Origin of the sequence: Escherichia sp. 10290 (genome assembly GCF_030295155.1) — a bacterium.
Classification (GTDB): domain Bacteria; phylum Pseudomonadota; class Gammaproteobacteria; order Enterobacterales; family Enterobacteriaceae; genus Escherichia; species Escherichia coli_F.
Genome location: NZ_AP025741.1, coordinates 4,523,081 through 4,538,676, shown reverse-complemented (window position 1 = coordinate 4,538,676; position 15,596 = coordinate 4,523,081). Strand labels below are relative to the sequence as shown.

At 45.6% G+C, this 15,596-nt stretch carries 18 protein-coding genes; 13 read left to right on the top strand and 5 right to left on the bottom strand.

The window, feature by feature from the left end:
* The first annotated feature begins 17 nt into the window (after positions 1–17).
* Both rph and pyrE read left to right on the top strand, forming a co-directional pair.
* Positions 18–734, top strand: coding sequence for a ribonuclease PH (rph, locus tag QUE74_RS22845; RefSeq protein ID WP_001247087.1), 717 nt, complete (start codon positions 18–20; stop codon positions 732–734).
* Between the two features lie 65 nt (positions 735–799).
* Entirely contained in the window at positions 800–1,441 is a 642-nt protein-coding gene (gene pyrE, locus QUE74_RS22840) for an orotate phosphoribosyltransferase (RefSeq protein WP_000806154.1), read from the top strand.
* 36 nt (positions 1,442–1,477) lie between these two features.
* Here the strand turns inward: pyrE and slmA are convergent, their stop codons facing one another.
* The 3 genes from slmA to coaBC all read right to left on the bottom strand — a co-directional run bounded on the left by slmA (position 1,478) and on the right by coaBC (position 3,837).
* Positions 1,478–2,074 carry a nucleoid occlusion factor SlmA gene (gene slmA / locus QUE74_RS22835; RefSeq protein WP_000818598.1) on the bottom strand — a complete coding sequence of 199 codons (597 nt, stop codon included), beginning with the start codon at positions 2,072–2,074 and terminating at the stop codon, positions 1,478–1,480.
* Between the two features lie 106 nt (positions 2,075–2,180).
* Positions 2,181–2,639, bottom strand: coding sequence for a dUTP diphosphatase (gene dut, locus QUE74_RS22830; RefSeq protein WP_000976064.1), 459 nt, complete (start codon positions 2,637–2,639; stop codon positions 2,181–2,183).
* Complete coding sequence (gene coaBC / locus QUE74_RS22825) at positions 2,617–3,837, bottom strand: bifunctional phosphopantothenoylcysteine decarboxylase/phosphopantothenate--cysteine ligase CoaBC (RefSeq protein ID WP_000050143.1); 1,221 nt, start codon at positions 3,835–3,837, stop codon at positions 2,617–2,619. Before coaBC ends, dut begins: the two co-directional genes overlap by 23 nt.
* Before the next feature lie 171 nt (positions 3,838–4,008).
* On the opposite strand from coaBC, the gene radC reads away from it, so the two are divergent.
* From radC to mutM, 4 genes are all read left to right on the top strand, one after another.
* Entirely contained in the window at positions 4,009–4,677 is a 669-nt protein-coding gene (gene radC, locus QUE74_RS22820; protein ID WP_001297375.1) for a RadC family protein, read from the top strand.
* A 216-nt stretch (positions 4,678–4,893) separates the two neighbouring features.
* On the top strand, positions 4,894–5,130 hold the full coding sequence (gene rpmB, locus QUE74_RS22815) for a 50S ribosomal protein L28 (RefSeq protein ID WP_000091955.1): 237 nt from the start codon (positions 4,894–4,896) through the stop codon (positions 5,128–5,130).
* A gap of 20 nt (positions 5,131–5,150) precedes the next feature.
* Positions 5,151–5,318, top strand: coding sequence for a 50S ribosomal protein L33 (rpmG, locus tag QUE74_RS22810; RefSeq protein ID WP_001051798.1), 168 nt, complete (start codon positions 5,151–5,153; stop codon positions 5,316–5,318).
* 97 nt (positions 5,319–5,415) lie between these two features.
* Positions 5,416–6,225 (top strand): bifunctional DNA-formamidopyrimidine glycosylase/DNA-(apurinic or apyrimidinic site) lyase, encoded by an 810-nt coding sequence (gene mutM / locus QUE74_RS22805; protein WP_001114524.1) that lies wholly within the window; start codon positions 5,416–5,418, stop codon positions 6,223–6,225.
* Positions 6,226–6,263: 38 nt separating this feature from the next.
* Here the strand turns inward: mutM and coaD are convergent, their stop codons facing one another.
* Positions 6,264–6,743 carry a pantetheine-phosphate adenylyltransferase gene (gene coaD / locus QUE74_RS22800; RefSeq protein WP_001171862.1) on the bottom strand — a complete coding sequence of 160 codons (480 nt, stop codon included), beginning with the start codon at positions 6,741–6,743 and terminating at the stop codon, positions 6,264–6,266.
* A gap of 7 nt (positions 6,744–6,750) precedes the next feature.
* Complete coding sequence (gene waaA, locus QUE74_RS22795; protein ID WP_000891553.1) at positions 6,751–8,028, bottom strand: lipid IV(A) 3-deoxy-D-manno-octulosonic acid transferase; 1,278 nt, start codon at positions 8,026–8,028, stop codon at positions 6,751–6,753.
* A gap of 405 nt (positions 8,029–8,433) precedes the next feature.
* Here waaA and rfaQ point away from each other — a divergent pair, with 405 nt between their 5' ends.
* From rfaQ to rfaJ, 7 genes are read left to right on the top strand one after another with little or no spacing between them, the layout of a single operon-like run.
* Positions 8,434–9,504, top strand: coding sequence for a lipopolysaccharide core heptosyltransferase RfaQ (gene rfaQ, locus QUE74_RS22790; RefSeq protein WP_024166222.1), 1,071 nt, complete (start codon positions 8,434–8,436; stop codon positions 9,502–9,504).
* Positions 9,501–10,625, top strand: coding sequence for a lipopolysaccharide glucosyltransferase I (gene rfaG / locus QUE74_RS22785; RefSeq protein WP_000634284.1), 1,125 nt, complete (start codon positions 9,501–9,503; stop codon positions 10,623–10,625). The genes rfaQ and rfaG overlap by 4 nt, the downstream gene beginning before the upstream one ends.
* Positions 10,618–11,415 (top strand): lipopolysaccharide core heptose(I) kinase RfaP, encoded by a 798-nt coding sequence (gene rfaP, locus QUE74_RS22780; RefSeq protein WP_000229842.1) that lies wholly within the window; start codon positions 10,618–10,620, stop codon positions 11,413–11,415. The genes rfaG and rfaP overlap by 8 nt, the downstream gene beginning before the upstream one ends.
* 36 nt (positions 11,416–11,451) lie before the next feature.
* Positions 11,452–12,387: an LPS core biosynthesis protein WaaS gene (gene waaS / locus QUE74_RS22775; RefSeq protein WP_000158224.1), complete on the top strand. Its 936-nt coding sequence runs from the start codon at positions 11,452–11,454 to the stop codon at positions 12,385–12,387.
* 43 nt (positions 12,388–12,430) lie between these two features.
* Positions 12,431–13,510, top strand: a complete 1,080-nt coding sequence (gene waaB / locus QUE74_RS22770) for a lipopolysaccharide 1,6-galactosyltransferase (protein ID WP_000683957.1) — start codon at positions 12,431–12,433, stop codon at positions 13,508–13,510.
* Positions 13,510–14,529, top strand: coding sequence for a lipopolysaccharide 3-alpha-galactosyltransferase (gene waaO / locus QUE74_RS22765; protein WP_286331871.1), 1,020 nt, complete (start codon positions 13,510–13,512; stop codon positions 14,527–14,529). Before waaB ends, waaO begins: the two co-directional genes overlap by 1 nt.
* 39 nt (positions 14,530–14,568) lie before the next feature.
* The gene (gene rfaJ, locus QUE74_RS22760) at positions 14,569–15,585 is read left to right on the top strand and encodes a lipopolysaccharide 1,2-glucosyltransferase RfaJ (protein WP_000376838.1); all 1,017 of its coding nucleotides are present in this window, start codon (positions 14,569–14,571) and stop codon (positions 15,583–15,585) included.
* Positions 15,586–15,596 lie beyond the last annotated feature (11 nt).

The following is a 15,596-nucleotide window of genomic DNA, read 5'->3' as shown; positions in this document are numbered from 1 at the left end:
AAGCCGGAGATTTCAATATGCGTCCAGCAGGCCGTAGCAATAATCAGGTGCGTCCCGTTACCCTGACTCGTAACTATACAAAACATGCAGAAGGCTCGGTGCTGGTCGAATTTGGCGATACCAAAGTGTTGTGTACCGCCTCTATTGAAGAAGGCGTGCCGCGCTTCCTGAAAGGTCAGGGCCAGGGCTGGATCACCGCAGAATACGGTATGCTGCCGCGTTCTACTCATACCCGTAATGCCCGTGAAGCGGCGAAAGGTAAGCAGGGGGGACGCACAATGGAAATCCAGCGTCTGATCGCCCGTGCTCTTCGCGCGGCAGTAGATTTGAAAGCGCTGGGTGAGTTCACCATTACGCTGGACTGCGACGTGCTTCAGGCTGATGGTGGCACGCGTACCGCTTCTATCACCGGTGCTTGTGTTGCACTAGCCGATGCCCTGAATAAACTGGTTGAAAATGGCAAGCTGAAAACCAACCCGATGAAAGGGATGGTAGCCGCGGTTTCTGTCGGGATTGTGAACGGCGAAGCGGTTTGCGATCTGGAATACGTTGAAGACTCTGCCGCTGAAACGGACATGAACGTGGTGATGACCGAAGACGGGCGCATCATTGAAGTGCAGGGAACGGCAGAAGGCGAGCCGTTTACCCATGAAGAGCTACTCACCTTGTTGGCGCTGGCCCGAGGGGGAATCGAATCCATTGTAGCGACGCAGAAGGCGGCGCTGGCAAACTGATTTTTAAGGCGACTGATGAGTCGCCTTTTTTTTGTCTGTAGAAAAGTAAGATGAGGAGCGAAGGCATGAAACCATATCAGCGCCAGTTTATTGAATTTGCGCTTGGCAAGCAGGTATTAAAGTTTGGCGAGTTTACGCTGAAGTCCGGGCGCAAAAGCCCCTATTTCTTCAACGCCGGGCTGTTTAATACCGGGCGCGATCTGGCACTGTTAGGCCGTTTTTACGCTGAAGCGTTAGTGGATTCCGGCATTGAGTTCGATCTGCTGTTTGGCCCTGCTTACAAAGGGATCCCAATTGCCACTACTACCGCTGTAGCGCTGGCGGAGCATCATGACCTGGACCTGCCGTACTGCTTTAACCGCAAAGAAGCAAAAGATCACGGTGAAGGCGGCAATCTGGTCGGTAGCGCATTACAAGGACGCGTAATGCTGGTGGATGATGTGATTACCGCCGGAACGGCGATTCGCGAGTCGATGGAAATTATTCAGGCCAATGGCGCGACGCTTGCTGGTGTGTTAATTTCGCTCGATCGTCAGGAGCGCGGGCGCGGCGAGATTTCGGCGATTCAGGAAGTTGAGCGTGATTACAACTGCAAAGTGATCTCTATCATCACCCTGAAAGACCTGATTGCTTACCTTGAAGAGAAGCCGGAAATGGCGGAACATCTGGCGGCGGTTAAGGCCTATCGCGAAGAGTTCGGCGTTTAAAGAAACTCGCCGGATGAAAAGTCATCCGGCGTCATATTACTGCAACTGTGCAGCAATTAGCGGCCAGCGGGCGTCAAAGTCATCCGTCGGGCGGTATTTAAACTCGCTGCGGACAAAGCGTGACAGCATACCTTCACAGAAGGCCAGGATCTGGCTTGCCAGCAGGGTTTCATCCGTCGCGTAGCCTTCGCCCTCACGCATTCTCTTTTCACGCAATACCTGACGCAACTGCGCTTCAATACGCTCGAATAGCTGGTTGATGCGCCCTTGCAGGCGATCCTGTTCAAACATTAGTGCATGACCAGTGAGGATGCGGGTCAGGCCAGGATTACGCTCACCAAAACCGAGAAGCAGCAACACAATCAGACGCAGGCGCGCTGTGGTGTCTTTCTCATCTTTCAGAATCAGATTGATGCGAGTAATCAGGCTATCTTCGATAAACTCAATCAGGCTATCGAACATGCGGGTCTTACTGGGGAAGTGGCGATACAGTGCCGCTTCGGAAACGCCGACAGAGGCGGCCAGTTTTGCCGTCGTGATACGTTGGCTTCCATCGCTGGATTCCAGCATCAGCGCCAGAGACTGAAGTATTTCTTCGCGACGGTTCCTTTTCGCAGTTTGTTTTTCTGCCATGTTACAAAATACCCCTGAAAATAAGCACTTGCCAGGCGGCACCCACGCTATGACCGCAAACGAAATGTTTGCGGCTATGTTATGACGTTATTCGGATGCGTATGTGTTATTGACGACCAGAGTGACCAAAGCCGCCTTCACCGCGGTCGGTGGCGTCGAAATCTTCCACCAGATTAAATTCAGCCTGTACTACCGGAACAAAAATCATTTGGGCGATACGTTCGCCAGGTTGAATGGTGAAGCTGTCCTGACCACGGTTCCACACAGAGATCATCAACTGGCCCTGATAGTCAGAATCGATCAATCCTACCAGGTTACCGAGCACGATACCGTGCTTATGTCCCAATCCGGAACGCGGCAGCATCATGGCTGCCAGTGAAGGATCGGCAATATGAATCGCCAGCCCGGTTGGAACCAGAGTAGTGGCACCCGGTGCCAGTTCTACGGCGTCGTCGAGACAGGCGCGCAGGTCAAGTCCGGCAGAGCCAGAGGTGGCATAAGTCGGGAGTGGAAATTCCTTCCCAACGCGCGGGTCCAGAATCTTAACGTCGATTTTTTTCATCATAACGGGTCACGATCTCGTCGAGTAATAATTGGCCAAGGAGCTCTTTGCGCTCAAGCGGTAAGACTTTATCTCCGTCCTGCCAGAAAAGGTGTAATGCGTTGTTGTCGCTGTTAAATCCTTGAGTTGGCTGGGAAACATCGTTCGCGCAGATCAGATCAAGGTTTTTACGGATACGTTTTTGCCGGGCGTATTCTTCCACATTATTTGTTTCGGCGGCAAATCCAACGACGTAGGGTCGATGGTCTTTTAGTGTGGCAACGCCTGCGACGATATCGGGGTTTTTAACCATTTTTATTGTTAATTCATCACCCTGCGTGGCCTGCTTTTTGATTTTCTCTGGGGCCACGGTAGCTGCGCGATAATCCGCCACGGCGGCGCAACCGATAAAAATATTTTGCTGCTGTACAGAAGCATTCACGGCGGCTTCCATTTCCAGCGCAGTCATTACATCAACACGTTTAACAAACGGTGGCGTCGGTAGTGAAACCGGACCTGATACCAGCGTGACGTTCGCGCCACGACGGGCAGCAGCGGCGGCGATAGCAAAACCCATCTTGCCGGAGCTGTGATTAGAGATATAACGCACCGGATCGAGCGGTTCACGCGTCGGGCCGGCGGTAATCATAATGTTCAGATGTTTCAGGTCGTTGACGGGCGAAAAATGCGCTACCGCCATATCAACAATGGTTAACGGATCGAGCATTCGCCCAGGGCCGATATCACCACAAGCCTGACTGCCACTGTCTGGCCCCCAGATGAGCAAACCACGGGAAGCAAGCACCTCTAAATTATGCTGCGTGGCAGCGGCACGGTACATCTGCTGGTTCATGGCGGGGAGCACGGCTACAGGCGCAGGTGTAGCCAGGCAAATCGTCGATACCAGGTCATTCGCCATTCCGGCAGCAACACGGGCAATCAAATCTGCCGTGGCAGGGGCGAGAATCACTAAATCAGCCCATTTACCCAGCTCAATATGGCCCATAGCGGCTTCGGCTGCCGGGTCAAGCAGACTGTCGGAAACGGGATACCCCGAAACTGCCTGCAAGCTAAGTGGGGTAATAAAGGCTTTTGCCGCTTCGGTCATGGCTACGCGGACGTCGGCCCCGCGATCGCGCAAACGACGCACCAGTTCAGGGGTTTTATAGGCAGCAATGCCGCCGCTAACGCCGAGAACGATTTTTTTACCGGCCAGGCTCATGATGATTTTTCCTGTTGGGTGACACCAGAAGTTGGCGATTTTATCACAATACTTTTGTTGTCGTGCCTTCACCTGAGAATCACTTTGCGAGGCGCTTTCCAGGATTGAAAACTGGCCGTCGATTTAACGGAACGGCTATGACAGGATGCGAGCACCACAAAGGAGGTGAAGGTGAAAAACAATGCACAGCTGTTGATGCCGCGCGAAAAAATGCTGAAGTTTGGTATTAGCGCCTTAACGGATGTCGAGCTGCTGGCGCTATTTCTGCGTACCGGAACGCGCGGTAAAGATGTATTAACCCTGGCAAAAGAGATGCTGGAGAATTTCGGCTCTCTTTATGGCTTGTTAACCTCTGAATATGAACAGTTTAGTGGCGTTCATGGAATTGGCGTGGCGAAATTTGCCCAGTTAAAGGGGATTGCTGAACTGGCGCGGCGTTACTACAACGTGCGGATGCGTGAAGAAAGCCCTTTACTCAGCCCGGAGATGACGAGGGAATTTTTACAAAGCCAGCTCACGGGCGAGGAGCGGGAGATCTTTATGGTGATCTTTCTCGACTCCCAACACAGGGTTATAACGCATAGCCGTCTTTTTTCCGGCACGCTAAACCATGTTGAAGTCCATCCTCGGGAAATTATCCGCGAAGCGATAAAAATAAACGCCTCGGCGCTGATCCTTGCACATAATCACCCTTCGGGTTGTGCTGAACCCAGTAAAGCGGATAAACTCATTACCGAACGGATAATAAAAAGTTGTCAGTTCATGGATTTACGCGTGCTCGACCATATCGTGATTGGGCGTGGAGAGTATGTTTCTTTTGCCGAACGCGGCTGGATTTAACCCGCTATGCGCGATCCTTCGGGATCTTTGTCTGTTCGGGACTTGAGCACATCGCTGAGTCAGCGTATACTACGCCACCTTTGAGAATCTCGGGTTTGGCATTTGGGCCTGGCAATCGAGAGTTCACATAGAACTGCGATGACCGGGCTGTAAAGCCTGACGAGGCGCCAATACCCCATACGAAGCTCGAGCTAATTTGATTTTTGGAGAATAGACATGTCCCGAGTCTGCCAAGTTACTGGCAAGCGTCCGGTGACCGGTAACAACCGTTCCCACGCACTGAACGCGACTAAACGCCGTTTCCTGCCGAACCTGCACTCTCACCGTTTCTGGGTTGAGAGCGAGAAGCGTTTTGTCACCCTGCGCGTATCTGCTAAAGGTATGCGTGTAATCGATAAAAAAGGCATCGATACAGTTCTGGCTGAACTGCGTGCCCGTGGCGAAAAGTACTAAGTACTTAGAGGAAATAAATCATGGCTAAAGGTATTCGTGAGAAAATCAAGCTGGTTTCTTCTGCTGGTACTGGTCACTTCTATACCACTACGAAGAACAAACGTACTAAGCCGGAAAAACTGGAACTGAAAAAATTCGATCCAGTTGTTCGCCAGCACGTGATCTACAAAGAAGCGAAAATCAAATAATTCTCGCTTTGATGTAACGAAAAACCTCGCTCCGGCGGGGTTTTTTGTTATCTGCTTGCCCCCATATTGACTGCATCTGTTCATTCCCGGAGATGCTATGCCTGAATTACCCGAAGTTGAAACCAGCCGACGCGGCATCGAACCGCATCTCGTTGGTGCAACCATTCTTCATGCGGTGGTGCGCAACGGTCGCTTGCGCTGGCCGGTTTCAGAAGAGATCTACTGTTTAAGCGACCAACCAGTGCTTAGCGTGCAGCGCCGGGCTAAATATCTGCTGCTGGAGCTGCCTGAGGGCTGGATTATTATTCATCTGGGGATGTCTGGCAGCCTGCGCATCCTTTCAGAAGAACTTCCTCCCGAAAAGCATGACCATGTTGATTTGGTGATGAGCAACGGCAAAGTACTGCGCTATACCGATCCGCGCCGTTTTGGTGCCTGGCTGTGGACCAAAGAGCTGGAAGGGCATAATGTGCTGGCCCACCTTGGACCGGAGCCGCTTAGCGACGATTTCAACGGTGAGTACCTGCATCAGAAGTGCGCGAAGAAAAAAACGGCGATTAAACCGTGGCTGATGGATAACAAGCTGGTGGTAGGCGTAGGGAATATCTATGCCAGCGAATCTCTGTTTGCGGCGGGGATCCATCCGGATCGGCTGGCGTCATCACTGTCGCTGGCAGAGTGTGAATTGTTAGCTCGGGTGATTAAAGCGGTGTTGCTGCGTTCGATTGAGCAGGGCGGTACAACGCTGAAAGATTTTCTGCAAAGTGATGGTAAACCGGGCTATTTCGCTCAGGAATTGCAGGTTTACGGGCGAAAAGGTGAGCCGTGTCGGGTGTGCGGTACGCCGATTGTGGCGACGAAACATGCACAACGGGCAACGTTTTATTGTCGGCAGTGCCAGAAGTAATTGATGCGCGCCGGATGGCATACCATCCGGCATAAACGCTACGCTAATTTTGCCATCAATGCCTGATGGACATTCTCCGGCAGGAAATGGGTAACATCGCCCTGATGGCGCGCCACCTCTTTCACCAACGATGAAGAGATAAACGACCACTCTTTCGAAGGCATCAGAAACACACTTTCCAGTTCCGGCATTAAGTGGCGATTCATATGCGCCAGCTGCATTTCATATTCAAAATCCGCCACCGCACGCAGGCCACGAATCAGCACCGTAGCGTGTTGATTACGGGCGAAGTTAGCCATCAAATCACTAAATCCGACCACTTCCACGTTTCCCAGATGCGCAGTTGCGTGCTGTGCCAGCGCCACACGCTCTTCCAGAGTAAACATCGGTTTTTTACTGGGGCTGGCGGCAATCGCCAGAATAACGTGATCGAACATTTGCGTGGCACGCGTCACGATATCGATATGACCATTGGTAATGGGATCGAAAGTACCCGGATAAATCGCCCGTTTTTGCATAACAACCTCAATGCGTTTTCGGTGGCAGGTAAGGTTCCAGCAGTTGAAGCAGACGCTGTAGCGCGCCCTGGTTTTGATACAGCACTTCAACGGCATGACGGCCATAGAAACTACGGTAATCGGCGTCGGTGAGTAAAGAGGAAACCTCTTTTGCAAGCGTAGTGGCATCGGTGACGGTAATCAGCCCGCTTGCCTGCTCCAGCCGTGCGCAAATATCTTTAAAGTTAAAGGTATGCGGTCCCATCAATACCGGAATAGCGTGTGCGGCGGCTTCCAGTGGATTATGCCCACCACGTTCAACCAGTGAACCACCAACAAAGGCGAGATCGGCAATACCGTACAGCAACATCAACTCGCCCATCGTATCGCCAACCACAACCTGCGTGCTAGTGGAAGGGACTTCCCCTGAAGAGCGTGTGATATAGCTTAGCCCAGCCTGGCGGACAAGGTTAATCGCATCCGGGAAGCGTTCCGGGTGACGTGGTACCAGGATGAGCAATAAGTTCGGGAATTGCTGTAACAATGCCTGATGTGCGGCAATGACCACACTCTCTTCGCCTTCGTGAGTGCTGGTGGCAATCCATACCGGGCGATGAGGTGCCCACTGGCGGCGCAGCGTTACTGCTTTGGCAGCCAACTGCGGCGTGACAGAGATATCGAATTTCAGGCTACCAGTGATGGTCACCTGATTATTTTTTGCACCCAGCGCCACAAAACGTGCACCATCTTCTTCATTTTGGGCGGCAATCAGCGTAATTCGACGTAGCAAGCGACGGACGAATTTGCCCAGTTTGGCATAACCTGCGGCAGAGCGTGCAGAGAGTCGCGCGTTAGCGATCACCAACGGAATTTTACGTTTATGTAGCGCCGCAATCAGGTTAGGCCATAGCTCGGTTTCCATAATCAACACCAGTTTGGGGTCGACTTTATTCAGGAAACGATTAAGCGCATCGGGTAGATCGTAAGGCAGATAAACGTGCTGAACATCCTTACCGAAAGCAGATTGTACGCGTTCCGAACCGGTTGGCGTCATGGTGGTGACGGTAATCGGTAAATCAGGATAACGATGACGCAGCGCGCGCACCAATGGGATCGCCGCCAGCGTTTCACCAACGGAGACGGAGTGCAGCATAATGCCGCCTGGTTTTAGCGGATGGCGGTAAAAACCGTAACGTTCACCCCAGCGTTTTCGATAGGCCGGAGCCTTACGTCCGCGCACCCAGAGCCGTATCCAGATCAGCGGCTGAATAAGGTAGAGAAGGGCGGTGTAAAGCAATTCGAGCATAGTAAATAGCTGACTTATGGATGTGCTGGGGATTCTATGTATTTAGCGGTGGCTTTACCATTACTTTTCCCGTTTTTGACTTAAATAGCTTCAGTTTGGTCTGATCTGCCGCTACATCTTCATTTTTTTTGTATTTTTATGCGATTCATTGAAACTCAGCCCCATTTTCAACTCTACATAAGCCATACCGACCTTATCGGTATGATATTTTTTATCTATTTGAATTTTATAATTAAAAAATATTTTGTGTATAAAAATCATTCGGGTCGGATTGCTGCGAAAGAAATGATACACTAGCACGTCAAAGTAAGTGCGTTATCAGTATTCAGGTAGCTGTTGAGCCTGGGGCGGTAGCGTGCTTTTTTTCTGCTTAACTAACCAGACAATCACACAAAAGAGTCGCTAGTGGAAAAGCCATTTCGAAAAATCCTGGTCATAAAGATGCGATATCATGGAGATATGTTATTAACTACTCCTGTCATCAGTACGCTCAAGCAGAATTATCCTGATGCAAAAATCGATATGCTGCTTTATCAGGACACCATCCCTATTTTGTCTGAAAACCCGGAAATTAATGCGCTCTACGGGATAAGCAATAAAGGTGCGGGAACATTCGATAAAATTAAAAATGTGCTTTCGTTGATAAAAACTCTGCGCGGAAATAATTATGACCTGGTCATTAATCTTACGGATCAGTGGATGGTGGCGCTGCTGGTACGTTGTTTACCTGCACGGATGAAAATATCGCAACTTTATGGTCATCGGCAGCATGGCATTTGGAAAAAAAGCTTCACTCACTTAGCGCCAATACACGGTACACATATTGTTGAGCGGAATTTATCGGTCCTTGAGCCATTAGGTATTACCGATTTCTACACTGACACAACAATGAGTTACGCCGAAGATTGCTGGAAGAAGATGCGCCAGGAATTAGATGCCCTGGGCGTAAAAGATCATTATGTTGTCATCCAACCGACAGCGCGTCAGATATTTAAGTGTTGGGATAACGATAAATTTTCTAAGGTTATTGATGCGCTGCAACAGCGAGGATATCAGGTTGTGCTGACCTGTGGGCCTTCGGCAGACGATCTCTCTTGTGTAGATGAGATTGCGCAAGGTTGCAAAACGAAACCCATTACTGGCCTTGCAGGTAAAACACGTTTTCCTGAACTGGGTGCGTTAATTGATCATGCAGTGCTTTTTATTGGCGTAGATTCTGCGCCGGGACATATTGCAGCGGCAGTGAAAACGCCAGTCATTAGTCTATTTGGTGCAACGGACCACGTATTCTGGCGCCCCTGGACCGAGAATATTATTCAATTCTGGGCGGGGAATTATCAGAAAATGCCGACCCGGCATGAACTTGACCGCAACAAAAAATATCTTTCTGTTATCCCAGCGGAAGATGTGATCGCCGCTACGGAAAAGCTGTTGCCAGAAGATGCCCCTTCAGCTGACAGGAATGCACAATTATGATCGTGGCGTTTTGTTTATATAAATATTTTCCATTTGGTGGGCTTCAACGTGACTTTATGCGTATTGCATCAACAGTTGCCGCTCGGGGCCACCATGTTCGGGTCTATACGCAGTCGTGGGAAGGTGATTGCCCAAAAGCATTTGAGCTTATTCAGGTGCCAGTTAAGTCCCATACCAACCATGGACGCAATGCAGAGTATTATGCCTGGGTACAAAATCATCTCAAAGAGCATCCCGCAGATCGCGTTGTTGGGTTTAATAAGATGCCAGGTCTGGATGTTTATTTTGCTGCTGATGTTTGTTACGCCGAGAAAGTTGCGCAAGAAAAAGGTTTTTTATATCGTTTAACATCACGATATCGCCATTATGCCGCATTTGAGCGGGCGACTTTCGAGCAGGGTAAATCGACGAAACTTATGATGCTGACCGATAAGCAAATCGCCGATTTCCAGAAGCATTATCAAACCGAACCTGAACGTTTTCAAATTCTTCCTCCCGGTATTTATCCGGACAGAAAATACAGCGAGCAAATCCCAAACAGTCGTGAAATTTATCGCCAGAAAAATGGCATAAAAGAGCAACAAAACTTATTACTGCAGGTTGGATCAGATTTTGGCCGTAAAGGTGTGGATCGCTCAATTGAAGCTTTGGCATCGTTATCGGAATCATTACGTCACAATACGCTTTTATTTGTTGTTGGCCAGGATAAGCCGCGAAAATTTGAAGCGCTGGCAGAAAAGCTCGGCGTGCGGAGCAATGTGCATTTCTTCTCCGGTCGCAATGATGTGTCAGAATTAATGGCAGCCGCTGATTTATTACTGCATCCCGCTTATCAGGAAGCCGCGGGTATCGTTCTTCTTGAAGCAATCACTGCTGGATTACCTGTTTTAACAACTGCGGTATGTGGGTACGCGCATTATATTGCGGATGCCAATTGTGGAACGGTTATCGCTGAACCATTCTCCCAGGAACAGTTAAATGAAGTTTTACGTAAAGCGTTAACTCAGTCTCCATTACGAATGGCCTGGGCGGAGAATGCTCGCCATTATGCCGATACTCAGGATTTGTATAGCCTGCCAGAGAAAGCCGCAGATATCATTACAGGTGGTTTAGATGGTTGAATTAAAAGAGCCGCTTGCCACACTTTGGCGTGGTAAAGATGCTTTTGAAGAAGTCAAAAAACTGAATGGCGAGGTCTTTCGTGAACTCGAGACGCGTCGCACATTACGCTTTGAACTGGCCGGGAAAAGCTATTTTCTTAAATGGCACAAAGGGACGACATTAAAAGAGATTGTAAAAAATCTACTCTCATTACGGATGCCCGTTTTGGGCGCAGACAGAGAGTGGCACGCTATTCATCGCCTGAGTGATGTTGGCGTTGATACAATGAAGGGCATTGGGTTTGGTGAAAAAGGGTTAAATCCATTAACTCGCACATCATTTATTATTACCGAAGATCTCACTCCCACGATTAGCCTTGAAGATTATTGTGCTGATTGGGCAGTCAACCCGCCTGATATACGTGTAAAGCGTATGCTGATTACACGAGTGGCAACCATGGTGCGTAAAATGCACGCCGCAGGGATAAATCACCGCGACTGCTACATTTGCCACTTTTTGCTTCATTTACCATTTACTGGCCGGGAAGATGAATTAAAAATTTCGGTTATCGATCTGCATCGGGCACAGATACGTGCAAAAGTACCGCGCCGTTGGCGCGATAAAGACCTGATTGGTTTATATTTCTCATCAATGAATATTGGCCTGACGCAAAGAGACATATGGCGATTTATGAAGGTTTATTTTGGGATGCCTTTGCGAAAAATATTGTCTCTTGAACAGAACTTATTGAACATGACAAGCGTTAAGGCCGAGCGTATTAAAGAGCGAACACAACGTAAAGGATTATAAAAATATTTATCAGTATGTACTGGAACTAACTTCATTATGACTATTTATTTTATAAACTGGGTTGCAGATTATGAATTAAAAATGATCCAGTACCTGAAAAAAAAGTACAAGATAAAAAACATAACGACACCAAAAAAATACAACTGGATTAATAAGAAAATCTCAAAAATAGGGATGGATAATGCATGGCTGGGGCGATTATTCATCAAACATTACCTAAATGATATTAAAAAAGATGACATAATTATCTTTAATGACAGTGTTATTAATAAAGGTATCAATAAACAAATATTAAAAAACATTAACTGTCATAAAGTTTTGCTTCTAAGAAATACTGTTAGCGAAGATTTTATTTTTGATAACGCCAATTATTTCGATGTTATATATGATTTTGAACATAGATTTATAGGGAATGAAAAGACCAAAGCAATAGAACAATTTTTTCCTATAGGGATGGAGGAGATTACGAATTATAACTTATCTGACAAAAATAACAGTCAGCCAATATGTTTCTTTCTTGGTCGAGATAAAGGGCGTCTTCAAATAATTAATGAGTTAGCCGATAGACTAGCAACACTAGGATGTAAGTTAGATTTTAATGTTGTCAAAGATAAGACATCATCACCGACTTCAAAGTATTTGATTGAAAAACAAATGCCTTATGAAGAGAATATTAGAAGAACATTAAATGCTAATATAATTGTTGATATAACTAAAGAAAACCAATCTGGTTGGACTCTTCGTATACTTGAGGCGCTATTTTTCAATAAGAAATTAATCACCAATAATATAAATATACTTACTTCAGAAATCTATAGTGAGTCTCGCTTTTTTATAATAGGTCATGATGATTGGGATAAGTTAGAGTATTTTATTAACTCATCTGTTAAACCAATGGATTATGATAGTTTATATAAATTCAGTCCAGATAAAATGATGTCAACGATTGTTTCTGATTTTATAGATAAATAAAACCGTTAAAACAGTGAGTTTTACTCAATTAATGAGATCTTCTATGAAAATAGCGTTTATCGGCGAAGCCGTTTCTGGATTTGGCGGCATGGAAACAGTCATCCGTGATGTCATTAGCAACTTCAGGCAACAACATATCCAAAGTGAAATGTTTTTCTTTTGTCGTAATGACAAAATGGATAAGGGATGGCTAGAGGGTATACAGTACTCGTGTTCATTTTCCAATATTCGTTTAGGCTTTTTACGTCGGGCGAAACATATTTATGCTTTAAGCAAATGGCTGCGGGATTATCAACCGGATATCGTTATTTGTATTGATGTGATCTCCTGCCTGTTTGCCGCAAAAGCACGTAAAAAATCAGGAATTGATGTGCCAGTATTTTCATGGCCACATTTTTCTTTAGATCACAAAAAACATGCTGAATATATCACCTGTGCCGACTATCATTTAGCAATCAGCTCTGGCATTAAACAGCAAATGATTAATCGGGGTGTAGCAGAATCGACGATAAATGTTATTTTTAATCCCGTCGAAGCCAAAGATTCAGTCATTCCCGCGCCCGAGGAAGCCGAAACGGCAACGTTCATTTATGTTGGGCGTATGAAATTTGAAGGCCAGAAGAGAGTTAAAGACCTGCTTGATGGCTTATCACAAGCGCAAGGTAACTGGAAACTCCATGTATTGGGTGATGGTTCCGATTTTGAAAAATGCCAGGCTTATAGTAGAGAACTAAATATTGATGATCGAATTGTCTGGTATGGTTGGCAACAACATCCCTGGGAATTGGTCCAGCAAGATATTAAAAAAGTGAGTGCATTATTGCTCACGTCATCTTTTGAAGGTTTCCCAATGACCCTACTTGAAGCCTTGTCATGGGGGATTCCTTGTATCAGTGCCGATTGTGTCTCCGGGCCTGCTGACATTATTCAACCTGATGTCAATGGTCATCTGTATCAACCGGGAGATATTGCTGGTTTTGTAACTCTTCTAAATAAATATATAGCAGGTGAAATTCATATCGAACATGAAAAAATTCCTGCGTCGATCGATAAGTTTTACCAATCGAAGTATTACGATAGATTACATAAGATAATTATTTCTGCTATTTCCCGGAGGAAATAATGCAGCAGGTGTTTTTCCAGGAAACTGAGTTTCTTAATTCAGTTATTGATTATAATCATAAAGTAGAAACAGAAAATCTTTGTCTGGACATCGCTTATGGAACTGACAAAAATTTTCTATTTGGTTGCGGAATTTCGATTGCTTCAATATTAAAGTATAATGAAGGAAGTCGATTGTGTTTCCATATTTTTACTGATTATTTTGGTGATGATGATCGTAAGTATTTTGATGCCCTGGCGTTGCAGTATGAAACCAGAATTAAAATATATCTGATTAATGGTGATCGACTGCGCTCATTGCCTAGCACAAAGAATTGGACTCATGCAATATATTTTCGTTTTGTTATTGCAGATTACTTTATTAATAAGGCGTCTAAAGTCCTTTATCTGGATGCAGATATCATTTGTCAGGGGAATATTGAGCCACTAATTAATTTCTCATTTCCTGGCGATAAAGTCGCAATGGTTGTTACAGAAGGGCAAGCTGACTGGTGGGAAAAACGCGCCCATTCGTTAGGTGTTGTGGGAATTGCTAAAGGTTACTTTAACTCGGGTTTTTTATTGATTAATACTGCCCAATGGGCGGCTCAGCAGGTTTCTGCCCGAGCCATTGTAATGCTAAATGAGCCAGAAATAATCAAAAAGATAACACATCCTGATCAGGATGTATTAAATATGTTGCTGGCAGATAAACTTATTTTTGCTGATATTAAATATAACACCCAGTTTAGCTTAAATTATCAACTTAAAGAAAGCTTTATAAACCCAGTAACCAACGATACTATTTTTATCCATTATATCGGACCAACCAAGCCCTGGCATGATTGGGCCTGGGATTATCCTGTATCACAAGCCTTTATGGAGGCAAAAAATGCTTCGCCATGGAAGAATACGGCGTTGCTGAAACCGAACAATAGCAATCAATTAAGATATAGCGCAAAACATATGCTTAAAAAGCATAGATATCTAAAAGGATTTAGCAACTATCTTTTTTATTTTATTGAAAAGATAAAGCATTAAAACTGGGAAACTATAAAGTAATGATATAAGGGTAGCATTGTGGACTCATTTCCTGCCATAGAGATAGATAAAGTTAAAGCCTGGGATTTTCGGCTTGCTAATATAAATACTTCTGAATGTTTAAATGTTGCCTATGGTGTCGATGCTAATTATCTTGATGGTGTAGGTATTTCCATCACATCAATTGTCCTAAATAATCGACATATTAATCTTGATTTTTATATTATTGCTGATGTTTATAATGATGGTTTTTTTCAAAAAGTTGCAAAGCTTGCAGAGCAATACCAATTAAGAATCACGTTATATAGAATTAACACTGATAAGCTCCAGTGCTTGCCTTGTACACAGGTCTGGTCAAGAGCAATGTACTTCCGTTTATTTGCATTTCAATTATTGGGTTTAACGCTTGATCGTTTGCTTTATCTTGATGCAGATGTTGTTTGTAAAGGCGATATTAGCCAACTATTGCATCTGGATTTAAACGGAGCGGTTGCTGCTGTTGTTAAAGATGTTGAGCCAATGCAGGAAAAGGCGGTATCCAGGTTGTCTGATCCTGAATTACTTGGGCAGTACTTTAATTCTGGTGTCGTTTATTTAGATTTAAAAAAATGGGCTGACGCAAAACTAACAGAAAAAGCGTTGTCTATTCTTATGAGTAAAGATAATGTTTATAAATACCCTGATCAGGATGTTATGAATGTCTTACTGAAAGGGATGACAATATTTTTGCCTCGTGAGTACAATACAATTTATACAATTAAAAGTGAATTAAAAGATAAAACACATCAAAACTATAAAAAGCTGATTACAGAAAGTACTCTTCTTATTCATTATACAGGTGCAACTAAACCGTGGCACAAATGGGCAATTTATCCATCGGTAAAATACTATAAAATAGCTTTAGAAAATTCGCCATGGAAAGATGACTCGCCACGAGATGCAAAATCAATTATTGAATTTAAAAAAAGATATAAACATCTTTTAGTGCAGCGTCACTATATCTCAGGAATTATAGCAGGAGTCTGTTATCTTTGCCGAAAATATTACCGTAAATAACATTTAACTGG